21 protein-coding genes and 1 pseudogene are annotated in these 17,427 nt (G+C 38.8%); 17 read left to right on the top strand and 5 right to left on the bottom strand.

The window, feature by feature from the left end; translation table 11 throughout:
- A pseudogene (locus AB5026_RS13990) lies at window positions 1–186 on the top strand (RNA-guided endonuclease TnpB family protein); the annotation flags it as partial.
- 99 nt (window positions 187–285) lie between these two features.
- Here the strand turns inward: AB5026_RS13990 and AB5026_RS13985 are convergent.
- The 4 genes from AB5026_RS13985 to AB5026_RS13970 all read right to left on the bottom strand — a co-directional run bounded on the left by AB5026_RS13985 (window position 286) and on the right by AB5026_RS13970 (window position 2,101).
- Window positions 286–996 (bottom strand): hypothetical protein, encoded by a 711-nt coding sequence (locus tag AB5026_RS13985; RefSeq protein WP_173734581.1) that lies wholly within the window; start codon window positions 994–996, stop codon window positions 286–288.
- Window positions 997–1,131: 135 nt separating this feature from the next.
- Window positions 1,132–1,449: a hypothetical protein gene (locus AB5026_RS13980; RefSeq protein ID WP_368213541.1), complete on the bottom strand. Its 318-nt coding sequence runs from the start codon at window positions 1,447–1,449 to the stop codon at window positions 1,132–1,134.
- Window positions 1,450–1,572: a hypothetical protein gene (locus tag AB5026_RS13975; protein WP_368213540.1), complete on the bottom strand. Its 123-nt coding sequence runs from the start codon at window positions 1,570–1,572 to the stop codon at window positions 1,450–1,452.
- 49 nt (window positions 1,573–1,621) lie between these two features.
- Window positions 1,622–2,101, bottom strand: a complete 480-nt coding sequence (locus AB5026_RS13970) for a hypothetical protein (RefSeq protein ID WP_368213539.1) — start codon at window positions 2,099–2,101, stop codon at window positions 1,622–1,624.
- Window positions 2,102–2,812: 711 nt separating this feature from the next.
- Here AB5026_RS13970 and AB5026_RS13965 point away from each other — a divergent pair.
- The 16 genes from AB5026_RS13965 to AB5026_RS13890 all read left to right on the top strand — a co-directional run bounded on the left by AB5026_RS13965 (window position 2,813) and on the right by AB5026_RS13890 (window position 16,681).
- Complete coding sequence (locus AB5026_RS13965; protein ID WP_368213537.1) at window positions 2,813–3,103, top strand: hypothetical protein; 291 nt, start codon at window positions 2,813–2,815, stop codon at window positions 3,101–3,103.
- A 102-nt stretch (window positions 3,104–3,205) separates the two neighbouring features.
- Complete coding sequence (locus AB5026_RS13960; protein WP_368213535.1) at window positions 3,206–4,963, top strand: leucine-rich repeat domain-containing protein; 1,758 nt, start codon at window positions 3,206–3,208, stop codon at window positions 4,961–4,963.
- Window positions 4,964–5,071: 108 nt separating this feature from the next.
- Entirely contained in the window at window positions 5,072–5,686 is a 615-nt protein-coding gene (locus AB5026_RS13955) for a metallophosphoesterase (protein WP_368213534.1), read from the top strand.
- Window positions 5,661–5,912 (top strand): hypothetical protein, encoded by a 252-nt coding sequence (locus tag AB5026_RS13950; protein ID WP_368213533.1) that lies wholly within the window; start codon window positions 5,661–5,663, stop codon window positions 5,910–5,912. The genes AB5026_RS13955 and AB5026_RS13950 overlap by 26 nt, the downstream gene beginning before the upstream one ends.
- Before the next feature lie 92 nt (window positions 5,913–6,004).
- On the top strand, window positions 6,005–6,361 hold the full coding sequence (locus AB5026_RS13945) for a hypothetical protein (RefSeq protein WP_368213532.1): 357 nt from the start codon (window positions 6,005–6,007) through the stop codon (window positions 6,359–6,361).
- A gap of 140 nt (window positions 6,362–6,501) precedes the next feature.
- Window positions 6,502–8,259, top strand: coding sequence for a leucine-rich repeat domain-containing protein (locus AB5026_RS13940; protein ID WP_368213530.1), 1,758 nt, complete (start codon window positions 6,502–6,504; stop codon window positions 8,257–8,259).
- A gap of 99 nt (window positions 8,260–8,358) precedes the next feature.
- Window positions 8,359–8,934, top strand: coding sequence for a hypothetical protein (locus tag AB5026_RS13935; protein WP_368213528.1), 576 nt, complete (start codon window positions 8,359–8,361; stop codon window positions 8,932–8,934).
- A 111-nt stretch (window positions 8,935–9,045) separates the two neighbouring features.
- On the top strand, window positions 9,046–9,465 hold the full coding sequence (locus tag AB5026_RS13930) for a hypothetical protein (protein WP_368213527.1): 420 nt from the start codon (window positions 9,046–9,048) through the stop codon (window positions 9,463–9,465).
- A 117-nt stretch (window positions 9,466–9,582) separates the two neighbouring features.
- Complete coding sequence (locus AB5026_RS13925; RefSeq protein ID WP_368213526.1) at window positions 9,583–9,834, top strand: hypothetical protein; 252 nt, start codon at window positions 9,583–9,585, stop codon at window positions 9,832–9,834.
- Window positions 9,834–10,292 carry a Panacea domain-containing protein gene (locus AB5026_RS13920; RefSeq protein WP_368213525.1) on the top strand — a complete coding sequence of 153 codons (459 nt, stop codon included), beginning with the start codon at window positions 9,834–9,836 and terminating at the stop codon, window positions 10,290–10,292. Before AB5026_RS13925 ends, AB5026_RS13920 begins: the two co-directional genes overlap by 1 nt.
- A 45-nt stretch (window positions 10,293–10,337) precedes the next feature.
- Complete coding sequence (locus AB5026_RS13915) at window positions 10,338–10,529, top strand: hypothetical protein (protein WP_368213523.1); 192 nt, start codon at window positions 10,338–10,340, stop codon at window positions 10,527–10,529.
- Between the two features lie 3 nt (window positions 10,530–10,532).
- Window positions 10,533–10,790: a hypothetical protein gene (locus tag AB5026_RS13910; protein ID WP_368213521.1), complete on the top strand. Its 258-nt coding sequence runs from the start codon at window positions 10,533–10,535 to the stop codon at window positions 10,788–10,790.
- A gap of 15 nt (window positions 10,791–10,805) precedes the next feature.
- Window positions 10,806–10,991, top strand: a complete 186-nt coding sequence (locus tag AB5026_RS13905; RefSeq protein WP_368213520.1) for a hypothetical protein — start codon at window positions 10,806–10,808, stop codon at window positions 10,989–10,991.
- Window positions 10,992–11,074: 83 nt separating this feature from the next.
- Window positions 11,075–12,892 carry a leucine-rich repeat domain-containing protein gene (locus AB5026_RS13900; RefSeq protein WP_368213518.1) on the top strand — a complete coding sequence of 606 codons (1,818 nt, stop codon included), beginning with the start codon at window positions 11,075–11,077 and terminating at the stop codon, window positions 12,890–12,892.
- Window positions 12,893–12,997: 105 nt separating this feature from the next.
- Window positions 12,998–14,755: a leucine-rich repeat domain-containing protein gene (locus AB5026_RS13895; protein WP_368213517.1), complete on the top strand. Its 1,758-nt coding sequence runs from the start codon at window positions 12,998–13,000 to the stop codon at window positions 14,753–14,755.
- Window positions 14,756–14,854: 99 nt separating this feature from the next.
- A complete protein-coding gene (locus AB5026_RS13890) occupies window positions 14,855–16,681 on the top strand; it encodes a leucine-rich repeat domain-containing protein (RefSeq protein ID WP_368213516.1) in 1,827 nt (608 codons plus the stop codon).
- Window positions 16,682–16,710: 29 nt separating this feature from the next.
- On the opposite strand, the gene AB5026_RS13885 is transcribed toward AB5026_RS13890, so the two are convergent.
- The gene (locus AB5026_RS13885; protein WP_368213515.1) at window positions 16,711–17,064 is read right to left on the bottom strand and encodes a hypothetical protein; all 354 of its coding nucleotides are present in this window, start codon (window positions 17,062–17,064) and stop codon (window positions 16,711–16,713) included.
- Window positions 17,065–17,427 lie beyond the last annotated feature (363 nt).

The following is a 17,427-nucleotide window of genomic DNA, read 5'->3' as shown; positions in this document are numbered from 1 at the left end:
CGGAGATATGCGAAAAAGTCGAATCGTGTGGAGCGTGGATTATACATAGATAATGATTTTGCCTGGAATGCAGATTGCGTTGGAGCATTCAACATATTGCGACTTTATCTGAAACAAAAAGAGATAGACCTGACATTTGATGCCAAATCTATCTCACATCCTTATGTTTTAAAGGTAGCTGCGTAAAAAACAGTAGTGGTGGTATGGACCCACCCTGAATCTACGGGGCCCAGGCTCCGCACATCAGATGCTCAGTAATTTAATTGCCGAGTAGTTCACTCTCTTCTAACATGCTATCAGGTCATCAGCATTTTTGATGATAATCTTATCATGTACATCATTAGCAGAAATCAGCACCTCAGATTCATTCCGCCTGGAAAAATATGCTAAAACATCTTTTTTGTATGCAATGCCTTTAATGATGTATCCATCTTCTCCAAATCTTTTTGAAAACCATTCGGCACCATCAAGCTCTCTGGTCCACGACATTCCCTCCGGATTTCTTCCAATTGCAACACCACGATATACAACAAATGAGTCAGGAAGACATAAGTATGTGTCATATTCCTCACAATTCATTAACGCTTCTTTTGGACACTGTTTAAACCATTTCGCAGATAGCGATACCGGTACATTTACATCTCCGTTTGGGTTTTCCTCTTCAACCCAGGCCTCTGAAAGAACCTTTGCAAAATCATTAGCTGACCAGAAGCGCCGGCTGAACTTGAGAAAAGTTAAATAATATGAAGGACGGAATATATACATCAGCATAAGTGGTTCTTCTGTCTTATCTATTTTCTGTTCATATGCGGCGCAGGCTTCCTTAAATGCTCCTTCTGAATCTTTGATATTGATAATTTTTTCATTGTCAAACCAATATGGCGATTGGAATACTGGATGATTTACAATGAAGTCAAACTCTGTTTCCGCAATCGGGAGGTAAAGCATCATTCTTGCCACATCCTTCAATCCGTTAATATCTGTTGTTTTTCTCATGATTTAATCCCCTTTCTTTTTGTTTGTTAAAAGAAATATGCTGGATTTTATATCGTTCAGAAAAGTGTATATCTATACATATACTTTTTTCATTGTTCAAAAAGATGCAAAAATATAAACAACATTTTGGTAGGATTAATTCTGGTAATCTTGCTTTACCAGAATGAGATTTTGGTTTTTTTGATATCCTAATAAATAAAAAATGAATGAAAAAAAATTAAAGTGACAACTTGAGATAAATTGCTTTTTTTGCTTTTTTTCTTTGTTCTTTTTATTTTCTTTCACATTGTTCCACATTTCATTTTGATTTCTCACTAAATATTTAATCCAAAGTTTCAAAAAATAAGCGTTCACGCATGTTTGAAACGATTTTATGCCTGCTGCCGGTTGGTTTTCTTTTAGTTCGGCCCAGACGCCCTTCGCCGCCTGACGGCGCCTTCGGGCTACGTCCATCTAATAACCTTTTTCTAAAAGTGGAAACCCTTCTGAAATATCTTTTTTAATATTTTTCTGTTTTGTTTGTTTTTTTTGTTTTATTTTTTTATTTTTTTCGTTTTGTTCTTGTAAAATATCCATTTTTTCTATCTTTTTAATTTGAAAATAGAATTTGTATATTTATCTTTATTTACCCTTTGCTTTTCTTTATTTTTCTTTTGTTTTTTATCGACGTGCGTGGAAAACCGCGGTTTACGAAAACATTTTTCTTGTTTCTACAAATTCTTTTATTTTTATATTTTTTCTGTTTTTTTTGTTCTGCGGTTGCCTCTTTGCTCTTTATCCTGATGAAATTGAAGTGGATGCTTATTGCTTTTTCTCTGTCGTTTGGGTTTATGAAGAAAAAGAGGTGCAAAAAATATATGGCTGAAGGCGGGAGAGGGGTATTTTTGTGGGTATGCCTGCTGCGGAAGAATGCCGGCAAAATTGGGAGAGGAGGAAAAGAGCGTATGCATGTGTATACATAAAACCACCGAAAAAATATGCCGGCAAATGTATACATTTTTTTAAATATAGCCTGCCCGCTGGGAAGGCTTTTTGTGTGTGCATGCATGTGTGTACATTTTAAGTATCCTGCCGGCAGCAGCCGGCAAAAAAAAGTGGGCAACATAGTGTATGCACTTCTCTTTCTTATACATCCGCTTTAGATATGCATTTTTATATATAAATACGCAGCCTTGTATATACACTTCTAACAACAAAATACACACATAAAGATATACATAAAAAAATATACAACGTCCGGCAAGCATATGCACTTTGTGAAATTAAATATATACGAAAGGGTATACATAAAAAAAGAATGTGCATGCAAGGGTATCCAGGCATAAAGAAATATACAGCCAAGCATATACAGCAAAAAAGAAGAAAAAAAAGAATGCACAAACAAGCATATGCACGGAAATAAAGTTAGCGGCAGTTGATGCAGTTGCGTTCCGAAAGCAAGGCGATATGTACACATAAAGATACGCATAAAAAGAAAAAGAAAAGAAAGATGTACAGATAAAGATATACAAAAAAAAGAAAAGGAATTGAAAAAGGGGATATAAAGTAAAAAAGAAAAAAATGTGAGTAGGGGAAAGAAAGCAGAAGTTGGAGGTGTACAGTAGGGATGATGTAGCCCGGAGGCGCCGTCAGGCGGCGGAGGGCATCTGGGCACCGAAGACGAAGAAGTAAGGCTGCCAGCGGCAGAAAAGACGCAGGATTTTTTCTCACCGTGAGAAAAGCGGTGAGAAAAGCGGTAAGAAATCCGTTTTTTGTACCTCGTAAATTCCGGCATATTGAAATCGCAAAAAAACAAAAGAAGAAAGGAAAGAGTAATATGGAAAGAAGAGAGAAAAGAATGAGGGTAACAGGCAAACACATCTTATTAAAAGGAATCCTTGGGGTGTATTCCATGTATGCATTCGCAGTTCTTGTGATGAGGCTGATGTCATACAGACCGTTGCCGTTGCCACTGCTGTGGATTGGCGAGGCAGGTTTTGCCGTCTTCCTGATGCTGCTTCCGAATGCAGTAGACGCTGAGGACCCAAAGAAAGATGAAATCTTTTTCGGGTCAATGCTGCTGCTGTTCGGAATACTGTTGGTGGTTGGGGCAGCAGGGGTTTTCTGACGCTTGAGGGACAGGCTTTTTGTCTGTCTCTTTTTTTTGTTTTTCTGTTTCGTGCATATTGGATATGAAACATAGAAATATAACAAAGAAAGGAAAAACAAAATGGAAAAAATTACGGAGCAGGAAGCAGCAGGAGACGTCTGGATTGATAAAAATGGGGTACTGTTTTTGATGAGAGGCGATGCCTGTATGGATATTCAGGTAAAACCGCAGGTGGAAGAGGTTGACTTTGGAGACATGGAACATATATATCTGAAGAATCTTGACAACGAAACACCGTTTCCGAATGTTAAGAGACTGAAAATTGGCGGAGACGTAGTCAAAACTATACAGATTTCAAATACTATGTTTCCGAATGTCCGAGAAATCATATCTACAAACCCGAAATATCCATCCGGGTCAATGTTGATAGAAAAAGCGGGAAATGATAATATGCACCTGCTTAATGCTTTTTGTCTGAATGAGGATGAGCCGCTGGATTTAAGTGGCATCGTTGCAATCAGTAATGATGCACTGGTTGGCTGCAAGTCAGACGAGGTCCTTAATACGGAAGATGTTATCTGGGTTTCAACAGATGCTTTTAAGGCATCCAGCATGGTATGTATGAAAAAGCCTTTTGTGGATGGCGTGCGGATGGTCGGCTCTATCGCGTGTGATTTTGATGCGGATACGAAAAAGTATATCATCCCGGAAGATGCAACAACAATGGCGACGTTCTATGACTTTAATAGAGACGCAACTATGATTATAAAGAGAAATTGCTCTTTCTTCGCTAACACGCCTTATTCTCCGCCGAATCATCTGATTTTTACAAATACAGACCATATGGATGAACAAGACCTGAGGTATCTGAAAAAATATGATGCGGAAATCAGAAATGACCATCCGGAATATACAATCATAGATGATGTTGTATACACAAAAGACATGAGCCGAGTAGTTATGTGCTTTGCGCGTAAGGCTGGCGATGCAGTAATAGAAGACGGCGTTAAGGAAATCGAAAGAAGTGCATTTTCAAGCTGCTATTCAATCAATTCTGTATGGCTCCCGGATTCTGTTGAAAAAATAGACGAATTTGCCTTCAACGATTGCGTAAATCTTTGTTTCATACACTTTGGAAAAAACGTAAAGCAGATTGGACGAAATTGCTTTAATGGCGACAGGCGCCTTACTGAGATGGAACTCCCGGGAACAATAAAAGAGTTAACCAGTTATTCTATTGCATGTTGTGGAACGGATTCATTAAAAATAAACGAAGGGACACAATCCATACACGCGGACACGTTTTTTGGTACTTCCATAGAAAAACTCTTTCTTCCATCATCACTGAAATCGTTCTGCGGACTTGGTGAAGGGGAAATACGTGCACAAGAGATTATCCTTGCGACTGAGGACATTCCGAAAGATGTTGTTATAAATACAACCGCAACAAAGATAATAACACCATCCCGGGTAATCTGGCTTCCGTTCAGAGAATATATGACGCAGCCGGCAAAAAGGAAAGCCAATCATCTTGTTAATTCACAGAGAACAGGAGAAATAGAACCTCTTTACAAATTCTGCGATGGAAATGCTCAATATAAGCGATATTTTGCGTTTCACGAGTATGCTATCTCACAACAGGAAGAAACAAAAGCATACTTAAAAAGAGCAGGAAAGAACCTGGCTGAAGACTTTATTAAAGAAGGAAAAGAAAATGACCTTGCAAAATTAATGCAATACGATATTTTGTCAATTAATGTACTGAATCAAATACAGAAGGCTCTGGAGAAAACGGACTGTGAAAGATTTGCTGTTGCAAAAGCGTATATCTTAAACAAGGTTGGACAGACCAAAAGTAAAAATAAACTGACTCTTTAAGATTACAGCCGCCTGAAAATTTCAGGCGGCGTTTTTTTTGTGCGCATTCAAATTCCGGCATATTGTAAATGAACAATGAAACATCCAAAAAAGAACCGGAGGTTAAATATGAACTTTTATACAGCAGATTTACATTTTGGACAGGAATCACTGCTTGCAACTGGCAAATGGAAAGAACGGCCATTCTCTACTTTGGAAGAAATGCATAAAAACCAGATTAAAAAATGGAACAAAAAAGTCACGAACGGAGACGACGTTTATATCCTCGGAGATGTAGGTTCAAGAGGCTATCACAATATGCATCCGGAACTGCTGGCGCAGTTAAAAGGGCGGAAGCACCTTATCCTTGGAAATCATGACGATGTCAGTGACCTGAGGGTGCGGCAGCAGTTTGTTGAGATTGTGCAAATGAAAAAACTAATTGACCCGTGCCACGGCCGAAACCAGAAACTGCTTCTGACGCATTGTCCGTATATGATGTGGGAGGGCCAGCACAAGGGAACTATTATGCTTTACGGCCATTTACATAACACCAGAGAGGAAGCCCTGTTCCAAAAATATCTGAAAGAGTACAATCAGGACAGGAGGCCAAAAGAAGAGAAAAAAGAAACTCCCTGCCAGGCTTTCAGCGTATGCCAGTGCTTGTGGGATTTTGAACCTGTGACACTGGAAGAAATCCTGGAAAGAGCAGAAAGGGGTGGAGGAAGCCCTGTATACCGATAAGCGAAAGATAAGAGGTGTCTTTGAGAAAATGTGTTTTGGGTACTGTATCGCGACTTTCCTGATTGCCTTTCTGGCGTTTGCCGGGTGGACAATCCCGGTATGGATTCAGGCGGTAGAGTTTTCTATGTTCCTGGTCGAATCCCTGCTGACGGTGCATTACGGATTTGGTAGGATACTGAATGCGATGATGGTTTTGTGTGGATTTTTGCTGATAGCGATTTTCTAAAAACAGGCAGCGATTTGTGCTGCCTGTTTTTTTTGTGTAGTCAAAAAGTCAGCATATTGTATACAACTTGAAATAAGAAGGGAGAAAATAATATGAACGACAAAAACAAATCTCTCTGGGATGAGATGGTCTCAGAAGTCAAAAAAGAGTTTACGCCGGAAGAGGTACAGAAGATGAAAAAGCAGAAAACGAAAGCGGCGTGGTGGTACCAGGTCGGTTTCTACTTGCTGCTGGCAATCGCTATTGCAGTTGGCATTATCAAATGCTGTATGCAGATTGCAATCCCTCTGTGGTGCCTATGGCCGGCAGAAGCCATTTATGTATTTTTTGCCGGACTTACGCCAAAAGCCGTACAGGCATGTGATGAAGAGAATCAGGAGGCGGCGGCAGAGTTTACATTTCTTGGTCTGACGGTGTTGATTGCGTTTATCGCTTTCGCAATCGTTTGACATATAAGACAGGTTTTCCTGTCTTTTTCTTTTGTCGGAATCCCGACATATCGCAAAATTTTCTGGTTTTTCTTTACTTATGCAATCCTGCATATTAGTTCTGAAACTTAATACAAAGAACAAAGAAAGGAATTAAAAAAATGGATAAAAAAATTGTTTTGCAGGATGGAGTGACTTTTTCTTATGATAATGATGGCGTCGTTCGGGATATGAGTATCCTTGATGGAGTTGAAGAAGTAGAATTATATATGGATGTTGCAATGGAGGATACGCGAAAATGTTTTCCGGACGTAAAAAAACTTATCGTAGGGAGTGGTGTCTCGATGATTGATATCCCAAATAGTCTATTTCCAAATGTAAGGTCTGTGGAATCAATGAGCACATGTTTTCAGTCTGGTCCATATCTTGTCCGAAAATTTGATTTAAAGAATACTTTTTATCGCGATGAAAATGACGTAATTGACCTGAAGAACGTCTATACCATTTCAGCATATGCTTTTAATGGCTGCAAAAGTCTGAAGATTAAAAATACAGATGCTCTTTCAAGTTGTATGTCTTATATGTCTATCAACAAAAACATTTTTGCTGATTCTGGTCTGATGGCACAGCCATTCGTTAATGGTGTGAAAATGGCTGGAAATATTGTAATTGCAATAGACGAAACTGCAGATGAAGTCGTGATACCGGATAAAAACCGCAATAGAATCATCTTTCTTTATGGTATTCCGTTGCATAAGATAAAGAAGATGGTGGTACATAATGAGTATACATTATCCTGTATATGCTATGAAAGCGGACTGCCTCAGAATGTAGTGTTTAAAACAAATGAATATGTGATTCCAGGAGATATTGTGGATTTAGCACATAAATCCAGCGGGGCATCATATGTACATCACTTCTCAATAGAGTCACCAGATTATAAAGAAGTTGACGGTATAATTTATACATCGGACATGCAATCCCTGGTAAGCTGTTCTATTGACGCAGACGATGTGACTATTCCGGAAGGGGTCACACAGATTGCTTGCCATGCATTTTTTAAGTCGCATCTGAAGTCAGTGAGGCTTCCGGACTCATTAAGCGATATACAGAAAGGTGCGTTTGAAGACTGCAAGATGTTAGAAAAGGTTGACTTCGGAAAAGGGCTTACGGACATTGGGATTGACGTATTTCGAGGATGTAAAAGCCTGAAATCTGTTGTTCTGCCACCGCAGATAAAACTAATCAAGCAAAATGCCTTTATGAATTCCGGTCTGGAGTCAATAGTATTAAACAATGGTCTGGAAGGCATCAATACTTGTGCTTTTTCTGGTACTGATATTAAAAGGCTGTGTCTACCTGAATCAATAAAAAATGTTGAGACATGGTTTGTAAATGATACCATAGAATCTGTGAGTTCGCCGATATTCCACAAAAGCATCGTTTCCTCTATCTCGGTTCAAGGGTATTACAGTAAGGTAACAGACTCATATGTAAAACTAGAGATTTCTGGAAAATATGCCTATCTGCCAAAATGCATCAAACCTGGTATGTATAGAGAAATGCAGTCAAGGGTCGAAGCATTTTTTACGGACCCGACTACGGAATTTTGTACGTTCTGGGATTGCGCTTATTCTGCAAAAGGGAAAGAAAATCTGGCTTTTTGGGAATATAAAGAATTTAATGATGCATACGCAAAGGCCTATATCAAAAAGAACTCAAAAAGATTCATAAAAAGGCTGCTGGATGAAGGAGATGAAAAGAGAGCTGTTGATTTTCTGAAAACGGGCTTCGTTTCCAAAGTCACATTAAAAACACTGCTTCCGATAGCAAAAGAAAAAGAGCAGACGACAGTACAGTCATACATCTTGGAGCAGATGAACTCAAAAGGAATCGCAAAAGAAAATCTTTATCTGTAACACAGATAGCAGCAGGCGAAAGTCTGCTGCTTCTTTTTTTTGCTGTGCAAAAATCCTGCATATTGCAAACGAAAATAAAAAAAGAGAGGAGCAAAAAAAATGGACAAAAATAAATGCTTAAACGGATGGGCATTTCGCTGGGCGGAGAAACAGGCGCAGAAAGGAAATATGAGCGTTCAGATGCGTGCTTTTTGCATAATGTTGGTAGAAATATACTCTATTTATACCAAAATAAGGCTTTCTCTGAAAATCGCGAGATTGGAACGCAAGGTGTACAAGATAGAAAAACGACAGGCAAAACTGGCTAAAAGAGACGAAAAACTGAAAGAAAAAAATGCAAAAGCAGAAAGTCAGCCGGATAATGTCGAATGCCAGTTTACGTCAGATGTGGATTTGCAAAAAAATCGGATGCTATTTACCTGGTGCAACAGGGCATTTATTGCTTTGGCCTTATATATACCGTTTTGTGAGGCCTTTGGGTTCACCCTTGGGAATCTCAGGTTTTGCATCATTAAATGTCTCTATTTTGTGTATGCCGTTCTGGTACTGATGTTCCCGCTGTGTGTAAGTAAAGAGACCGAAGAAAAAGATAAGATGTTTTATATTCTGGAAATCGGGGTTGGGCTTCTGTTTATTTCTTTGGAACTTGCAGTTGCATTGTTTTTTGCAATGTGAGTAAGACGTTGGCCGGCAAATGCTGGCCTTTTCTTTTTGGACTGAAATTCGACATACTTCTTGTAGACGAAAAAAATATGATAAAAAAAATAAGAAAGAAAGGAATAAAAAATGACAAAAGAAAAACAAAACAATATTCCAAAAGCGAAATATCCATGGGTTTGGGAATGCGAAAGCCGTACACTTATTTTTGGAGAACTGGCGATTGCTGCATTTCTGGCTTTTTTGCTAACTTCAGCACATGCTGCTCTGATACAAATGGAAGTATGCGTAGTACTTCTTCCGATTGTAATACATTTGCTGATGCGTGCTATGACGTTTGCCGGGCTGTATATCATTCTCCGGATAAAGACAACACCCGATGAGTTTTTGGTATATTGCAATCTTACAAGCAATGACGGTAAGAAGAGAATGATGGCCGCTGGTGTTAATGCCGATTTCATAGATAAGACAGACAAAAAACTGACGGATGTGATTGAACGGCATTCTTTCTTTTCCATTGCTGACCGCAGGGTATTTCAGTATACCTGAAAATTAAATTCTGGATAAGACAGGCAAGACCGGCAGATGTCGCCGGTCTTTTTTTTTGTATAGCCGCTAAATCTGGCATATTGCTTTTGTAAAAAACAAAAAGAAAGGAGCAAAAAAATGCTGAAAGAAAAAACGATGTGTGTAGGGGATTTGGTAAGCAATCGGGAATTTGACGTTAATTGCAACTTCGACATCTACGATTGCACAAAGCCAGGAGCAGACTGGACTGATGGCGCAAAACGCATCTTTTCTACAATTGAAAATGGATGGGTTGAACCTCCCGATGACATTTTGAAAATGGCAATCCGGTATGTAACATTAGACTTCAGCCGATATACGATTGTTGTGGAAGCGGGGAGGGTGTCTTAATGTATGATGTTTTGGATGTTGCAAAATATGTTTTGTATTATGCAAGAAAGCATGACTACGGAATGTCGGTCCTGCAATTAATGAAGATTTTGTATTTTGTGCAGGCACAGTTTCTGGTAAGCAAAAAGAAGCGTGCCTTTCCAGATGATATCGTTGCTTTGGACTGGGGACCAATGGAAAGAAAAGTCTGGGCAAAATATGGCGTCTATGGAAACGCCAATATCCCAGTGCTTTTAGGCGCGAATTTCGCAGAAGAAGAAAAAATATATACAAATGTTGTTGCAAAGATATATGCGGAAGACGCATGGCTGATTGGCGTTATTGTAGATTTGTTGCTTGGATATAACAACACTGTTCTACTGGATGTGATTCGTAAGCAGACACCATTTAAAAATGCCAGGAAGAATTTCCCTGGGTTCGAAATTTCAGATAAAGATATGGTTGATTTTTTCTCGTAAGAAATCCGGCATATTAGTTCTGTACAGAAAAAGGAGTGATGTAGTATGTGCAGAAAAATAAACGATAGAGAATTTCAGGTACAGGACGATATTAACCAAGTAAACAAACTGCTGGCAAGCGAATTGCGAAGAGAAGGTTACCTGAACTTTAACAGCATTTCGGCTTTGTCTTTGGCAAAAATTGCATACGAAATGGAAAAACTAAACGCAACAAAAGAAGAAGAAAGCGAGGAATGATGTATGACAGCATACGAAAAATTTTGCAGAGAGGCGTATAATCTGCTTAAGAAAAATATAAAAGCAGATAATGGCGTTCCATCTGAAGAGGTTGAGAAATTCCTAAAAAAGGAACCTCACGATGCTGAATTCTACTTTTACTGTGGAGCGGCAGCATCCAATGTCGTAAACGACATCTCTCACAAGAACGGAAGTAGCAGACTTTTAAACGACGAGGTAGTCAATGGCCTGGTACTGTTTAAACTTCTTATCGGAATGTAATAGCAGGAGATACATATGGTATTAGCAGAAGAAGAAAAGGAAGTGGTCTATGTACCGGAAAAATGCTATTTTGATGGTAATTGGACAAAAAAGTCTGAAATAGACGTGAGAAATCAGACAATAAGGACAACCAGAAGAGAACTGGAAGAGACAGCGGGGATTCCGTATTGTACAAGAATTGATTATAACATGGAGTTCTGAACCGGCGGGCGTCTGCCCGCTTTTTTTATTGCTCGTAATTCCGCATATTATGGATAGATTAAACAAAGAAAGGAAGAAAAAATATGCAGAAAAATGTATATGCAGTGGAAGGAAAGCATCTTTCATACGATGCCTGGTATAGTGTTGTAGAATTGCGGGATATCCCGGATGAAGTTGATGAGATTCGTTTTTCAATGAGAAATTATGAACTTTCAGACATTAAAATGCCAAGGAAACAATATCCAAATGTAAAAATCATTCATATTGGAAGTGACGTTAAAAGATTGAATATTCCAAACTCTATGTTTCCAAATGTAGAACATGTGATATCTGAAGGAAATCCCATTTTTGAAAGTGGAAGCATGTTAATAACTAATGAGCGAGAAACTGGACTCAAGATGCGAATATTAAAGAATACCTTTTGCAAAAAGCCAGGAGATGTTATCGACTTAAAAGGTGTAGAGGCTATTGATGAATACGCTTTTGAAGGATGTATGTCAAAAAATATAATCAATGTACTTAATCTTCGCAACGCATGGCCAAACGCTTTCAAGGGATATCCATTTGCATTGTCAGATACGTGCAGCGATATTGATGAAAATGGCGTGTGTATGGTTGGAAACATAGTAATGAAGATTGATGATAACGCAGATATCGTAAAAATACCGCTAAGAACATCGGTCATCAACTCTGACATTGATTTTTCCGGTGTAAAATGTCTTTCTGTATACCTTGAACAACTGGAACGGTTGATGATATTGTCATGTGTGCAATCGCTCAATGCTCAAGCCCTGATGATTCAGTGCTCTGACGAAATCACAAGCCCATATGCAGTATCAAATATGCTTTCAAAATACAGAAAGTGGATTGATGCAGAAAGATATGAAGCACCAGAAGACAGCATGTCTCTTACAAGTAAAGATGGCATTTTGTATTCCAAAGATATGACAACATTGATTGCCTGCCCGACTAAACGAAAAGGCGCCATCGATATACCGGAAGGAGTTGAAAATATCGCCTCACAGGCTTTTGAAGGTACAGAAATTGCATCTGTTCGTCTTCCAGACACATTAAAATGGACAAGTGGAAACGACTTTGACAGATGCAACAATCTGGAACATATTGATTTTGGCCACGGTTTGAAATCAATAGACAGGATTGGTCGTTGTCTAAAGTTAAAAGAAGTAGAAATCCCTGGACAAGTAAGAACCATAAGCTGGGAGGCCTTCAAGACTTGTTATCACTTAAAACATATAACTTTAAACGAAGGATTACGAGCAATCAGAAGAGATGCATTCAGAGGATGCAGCGAATTGTCTGAAATCACGCTGCCGTCAACAGTAACGGAACTTGGATATTATAGCCTTTGGCATGTTAAAAAAATAATCCTGAAAGGACAAAATATCCCAAAAGGGCTGGTTTCATCAGTAGCAGAATCTGATATTACAAACTATGAAGACTATTCCGCGGCCCTCATCCTTGTTAAAACATCGGATATTTCGTTTTACATTCCAAAATATATCCGACAGGTGGACATAAATGAATTGGATAAATTAATGCAGAAGCCAGACTTCATTTATTCAGACCTTCCGTATTCGTTGTATAGATATGGAAAGACATATGAAATGAAAATGAAAACCGCTTTTGAGATGTATAAGATGAACCAGGACGAAAACCTGAAAAAATACATAAAAAGAACTGGAAAAAAGATTGCTGCGAACTTATTAAAAAACGAAGAGTATAAAGATTTTTCCGAGTTGCTGACTTGGGGGCTTGTGTCCAAACCGGCATTAAAAGAATTACTGGAAACCGTAAGGGAAACAGGACATCCGGAAGTGGAAGCATCCATCTTGGAGGCGATTGGACAACAGCATATAGCAAAAAACAAATTTTCACTGTAAAAAATGCAAAATTAGATGGCAGGCTGATAAAAGCCTGCTATTTTTTTGTAGATGAAAAATAGCATATTGTAAATGAAAAAATAAATGATGAAAGGAAAGGCAAATATGAAAACAGCAATAAAAAAAGAACACGCAGAACTGTTTGACGTGAAAACCATAGATGGTTACATCCTTGCAAAGAACGGCGTGAAATACTATACCACACCGCAGGGCGATTCGTTTATATGTACAGATATTGATGTACCTGAAAATGTTACCGAAGTAGCGTTTTCATTGTCAGCCAATATCAGGATTGACCGTAACATCGGAAAATCGTTCCCAAATGTAAAAACACTGATTATTGATTCCAATGTTGACAAGATATCAATCCCAAATGAATTGTTCCCGAATGTAAGAGAAGTTATATCATATAATGACAATTATTTTTCAGGTCCTGCGTTGATACACATAAATGAGTTTTGGGGAGACACTGTTTTATATAACTCGTTTTGCTTGCACAAGGATGAGACTCTTGACCTCTCGCGAGTAGAGCAAATCAATGATTATGCACTCTCTGGATGTATGACAAAGCAGATTATATGGTGCCGTTCATCGCTTAATATTCGCCCGCATGCTTTTGATGGCTCTGTCTTTGATAATATGCAGCCACAAAATGGAGTTGTGGTCGCCGACAATATCCTTATAGATATTGACCATGATGCGCAGGAGATAGAAATTCCGAGTTGCGTGTATAACATAGATTATTCACGCGTCCAGCTGGCTACCGTGCCAAAACTTATCATAAATAATCTTGAGGGTATGAAATGTATAGATTTATACGGCCTCTCTGGGATTGTCCGATTTACCAAAAGGGCAGATTTGTTTGATGATGAAGTCCCGTTCTGGCGAAAGGATGACTTTAAAAATACATACAGGATTGAGGTGGATGCAGACAATCAAAGGTATAAGAGCATTGATGGAATACTGTATTCAAGGGACGGGAAAAAGCTCCTCAAGTGTCCTGCAAAGAAGACAGGGGAAGTAATAATACCAAATGGAGTAATCGAAATCTGTGCACACGCATTCGGAAATTCTGAAATTGAATCTGTTATATTTCCAGATTCATTAAAAGTAATTGGAAGTTATGCTTTTAAGAATTGTTCATACCTGAAAAACGTAGATTTTGGAAATGGTATTACTCAAATCGGAGACTCTAACGAAAAAGACATCAGAAGTTTTGGTTATTTATTTGAGAATTGTGAGAGTCTTAAAGATGTAAACATTCCTGAACAGGTCGAAGTAATCGGCTATTCGGCTTTTAGCAAATCCGGAGTTGAAACCGTTGAACTACCCGCAGGCATAAAAAAGATTTGTGAATGTGCTTTTGACAGGTGCAATATCAGGAGAATATCGCTGCCAGCAGCTGTGGAATTAGGTAGAGATGCTATATCGGGAGTGTCAGAAATCCACGTAGAAGACGGAGAGCTTCTACCACACGGGATTATGCAAAGTATGTCAAAGTATAACGGACTTGCAAAATATATCACTCCTGATTCTAATTTAGTCGTCAAAATAACACAAGGCGATAAGACCACATACATGCCAAAGGATTTCTCAGGGATGCATATGACTATAAATGAGGAACAACCGTCTATGGATGATTTGCTCACATTTTTTCATAAAAATCATGTCAGGATTCTTAGGTTTCTGGTAAGAAGCAATGCGGCAGAAGATTTTTGTAACGCACTAAGCATTTCAGATTGTTCAAATGAAGAATTACTACGACTTTTAAGTGCAACGAATGATAAAGGCATGGTGATTAGGGCGTGCATATTAGACACATTGTCAGAAAAAAAAGAAAAGCGTGAGAAATTAAAACTGTAAGTAATGCAGCAGCAGGCCTTCGACTTGCTGCTTTTTCTTTTCCTCATTTCTCTGCATATTATTTTTGTATCTATAAACACAACAAAGAAAGGGAAAGATATGAGCGAAAAATACAAAAAAGTATACAAAAACGGAATCACTTATCATATGTCAGAAACCGGTGCGTGTAGGGATGTTGATGTGGAAGACTGGGTAGAAGAGGTATCGTTTGGAGAGGATGTCACTAAGATATGGTTGAGAAAAAACAGCAAAAAAAGATTTGAAAATGTAAAACAAATCCATATCGGAAAAAATGTCTATTCTATAGAGATGCCAAATACCGTATTTCCCAATGTCCGTGAGGTAACATCAGACAGGGAAAGGTTCCCTGCCGGACGTATGCTAACGGAAAGAGCATCTATTGGAAAAATTAACCTTAACAGGATAACTCTTCTGAACGCTTTCTGTCTGAAGCCAGAGGAGCCTTTGGACTTATCCGGAATCTGGGGAATCCGCACTGGGGCTTTGGTAGGCTGCTGCTCTGAAAAGGTCATTAATAGTGAACAGGTTGAAATGGTCAGAAAGTCCGACTTTTTGAATGAATCAAATATCTGTATTGAGGATAGGACCGCAACTTGCGGAGTAAAAATGGCAGGAAGTATCGTGGTTGATATTAACGACAGCAGAAATTATATAATGCCTGAAGATGCAACGTTAATCGCAGCAGATGTGATGTTTCCGAGGAGCAGTGTAATTGATGTGCGATGCAGCAATGAGTCATTTTTCCGGGCACAAAGCTCCAGGTTGTATCGTAGTTGCAGCCTGTTCTTGAATGGAGGAGGCCATTTTGATAAAGAGGAATTTACGTGTCTTCGCAGAAATCATGTTGAACTTGACCTGCAAAATGAGGAATATGCCAAAGTCGGAGATATCATATATTCAAAAGATATGACAGAACTGCTCTATTGCGATTATTCTTCGACCGGGAACTGCGAAACAGCAGGAAAAGTCATGATTCCAGATACAGTCAAAATAATAGCTGAAAGCGCTTTTGAGGACTGCAGGAAGATTACAGAAATAATTGTTCCGGATTCCGTGACAGAAATAGGACGTTATGCTTTCCGTTTCTGCGACGGAGTGGAAAAGATGACGCTGGGAAAACACATCAAGCATTTAGGGTATGAATGTTTTGAGTATATGAATTCGTTAACAGAGCTGGATATCCCTGGCAGTGTCACATGCATTGAGTCTATATGCAGTTCTTGCAAAAGTTTAGAGCATATCAAAATTAACGAAGGAACGCAATCTCTGCATTTTTCAAGGCCGTGGAGTATACGTCCTGATATTCTGGAAATACCTTCTACCATTAAGGCGTTTAATAAAAGGAGCCTTATTGGAATACAGACCGTTGTGTTGCATACAAATGAAATCCCGAAAGATTTACTGGCAGCAATGCATGATTACGAAGCACCTGCAGCGAATGGTAAATATAAGTATAGTTATTCATACGAAGAAACCACAATAAATGAAGTACTGTGTATAAAAACACCGAGGCGAAGGATTTACATTCCGGCTGAAGCAACAGATAGAAACTTTGACATCATGAACGACTTGTTAAATCGATACGGAGCATATGCACCGGCAAACTTCTTCCAGTATTGTAGGACAACTCGTCAGAAACTACCGCTTGCATTCATGGAATGGCAGGATGTGCATGAAACGCAGACCCAGAATTACATAAAAAGAAACCGAAAAAGACTAATACAGGACCTGATTGAAGAAAACATGGAAGACGGACTGGTCATGGCATTAAAAGATGGAATCTTTCAGGCAAATGAGATTAAGGATTACTACAGCATGATTGAAAATGCCGATATGCAGATTGCAAAAGCATATGCGCTGGATATAACAGGTGAAAACAGTAAGAAAAATGTATTCAGGCTTTAGAAAAATGAGCACCCGAAAAATAAGGGTGCTTATTTTTTGTGGACTTTGAGGGATTTTACAAATAATTTCTGGTCTAACCGCAAATTGCTTCTGACTGCAACATTAGGAAAGGATTTTTTGAGCATTCTTTTAACACGCAAAGTTTCTTTTCGGGCTTCTTTTTCCTCTTTTGGCAGATATTCCGGAAGTAAAATAATATTAAACCCGTTTATGTGTTGCAATTCCAGCCACGGGTAAAACGTATAGAGTTCTTCGTCCCAGGCAAACCGGATACAGATTCTGGAAAAATCAGGACCTTTTGCAGTAAGTTCTGCAATAGCCTTCAGGATATTTGCGTCCGTATATTCTTTTTTGCAGTTTGGCGGATAAGAAATATATTTCATGCAACAATTCCCTCCTACACAAAAATATAGCAAAAATGAGCACAAAAATCCAGCATACTAAACAAAGAAGAAAAAAGAAGACATAAAAATAAGGAAGAAGACCAGGCAGCGGCTTCGCCGCTGCCATTGTTATCACCGGTTAGCGTTTAGTCCTTGCACCCCAAATCTGTTTATCTTTTTGGTAAATCAGATTTACAGAATGTACGTTTTCATCGTCTTCCAGCATATACTCGCAGATGTATTCGGCATAAGTTACCGCGTTGGCAATACATTTTGCAGAGACCCGGATTGGCCTTTCTCCTGGAAAGAACTGGACGTATATAGGAATCATCTTTCCATTTGTGCTGAAAGATGCGATAACCG

Origin of the sequence: Blautia sp. RTP21359st1_E11_RTP21359_211015 (assembly GCF_040910705.1) — a bacterium.
GTDB lineage: Bacteria > Bacillota > Clostridia > Lachnospirales > Lachnospiraceae > Blautia_A > Blautia_A fusiformis.
The sequence above is the reverse complement of the archived record's forward strand: the minus strand, read 5'-3'. Positions and strand labels throughout refer to the sequence as shown.

Bases quoted from the DNA above. Each gene is read 5' to 3' on its own strand.
- AB5026_RS13985 (WP_173734581.1), bottom strand. From the start codon at position 996: ATGAGAAAAACAACAGATATTAACGGATTGAAGGATGTGGCAAGAATG.
- AB5026_RS13980 (WP_368213541.1), bottom strand. From the start codon at position 1,449: ATGGACGTAGCCCGAAGGCGCCGTCAGGCGGCGAAGGGCGTCTGGGCC.
- AB5026_RS13975 (WP_368213540.1), bottom strand. From the start codon at position 1,572: ATGGATATTTTACAAGAACAAAACGAAAAAAATAAAAAAATAAAACAA.
- AB5026_RS13970 (WP_368213539.1), bottom strand. From the start codon at position 2,101: ATGTTGCCCACTTTTTTTTGCCGGCTGCTGCCGGCAGGATACTTAAAA.
- AB5026_RS13965 (WP_368213537.1), top strand. From the start codon at position 2,813: ATGGAAAGAAGAGAGAAAAGAATGAGGGTAACAGGCAAACACATCTTA.
- AB5026_RS13960 (WP_368213535.1), top strand. From the start codon at position 3,206: ATGGAAAAAATTACGGAGCAGGAAGCAGCAGGAGACGTCTGGATTGAT.
- AB5026_RS13955 (WP_368213534.1), top strand. From the start codon at position 5,072: ATGAACTTTTATACAGCAGATTTACATTTTGGACAGGAATCACTGCTT.
- AB5026_RS13945 (WP_368213532.1), top strand. From the start codon at position 6,005: ATGAACGACAAAAACAAATCTCTCTGGGATGAGATGGTCTCAGAAGTC.
- AB5026_RS13940 (WP_368213530.1), top strand. From the start codon at position 6,502: ATGGATAAAAAAATTGTTTTGCAGGATGGAGTGACTTTTTCTTATGAT.
- AB5026_RS13935 (WP_368213528.1), top strand. From the start codon at position 8,359: ATGGACAAAAATAAATGCTTAAACGGATGGGCATTTCGCTGGGCGGAG.
- AB5026_RS13930 (WP_368213527.1), top strand. From the start codon at position 9,046: ATGACAAAAGAAAAACAAAACAATATTCCAAAAGCGAAATATCCATGG.
- AB5026_RS13925 (WP_368213526.1), top strand. From the start codon at position 9,583: ATGCTGAAAGAAAAAACGATGTGTGTAGGGGATTTGGTAAGCAATCGG.
- AB5026_RS13920 (WP_368213525.1), top strand. From the start codon at position 9,834: ATGTATGATGTTTTGGATGTTGCAAAATATGTTTTGTATTATGCAAGA.
- AB5026_RS13915 (WP_368213523.1), top strand. From the start codon at position 10,338: ATGTGCAGAAAAATAAACGATAGAGAATTTCAGGTACAGGACGATATT.
- AB5026_RS13910 (WP_368213521.1), top strand. From the start codon at position 10,533: ATGACAGCATACGAAAAATTTTGCAGAGAGGCGTATAATCTGCTTAAG.
- AB5026_RS13905 (WP_368213520.1), top strand. From the start codon at position 10,806: ATGGTATTAGCAGAAGAAGAAAAGGAAGTGGTCTATGTACCGGAAAAA.
- AB5026_RS13900 (WP_368213518.1), top strand. From the start codon at position 11,075: ATGCAGAAAAATGTATATGCAGTGGAAGGAAAGCATCTTTCATACGAT.
- AB5026_RS13895 (WP_368213517.1), top strand. From the start codon at position 12,998: ATGAAAACAGCAATAAAAAAAGAACACGCAGAACTGTTTGACGTGAAA.
- AB5026_RS13890 (WP_368213516.1), top strand. From the start codon at position 14,855: ATGAGCGAAAAATACAAAAAAGTATACAAAAACGGAATCACTTATCAT.
- AB5026_RS13885 (WP_368213515.1), bottom strand. From the start codon at position 17,064: ATGAAATATATTTCTTATCCGCCAAACTGCAAAAAAGAATATACGGAC.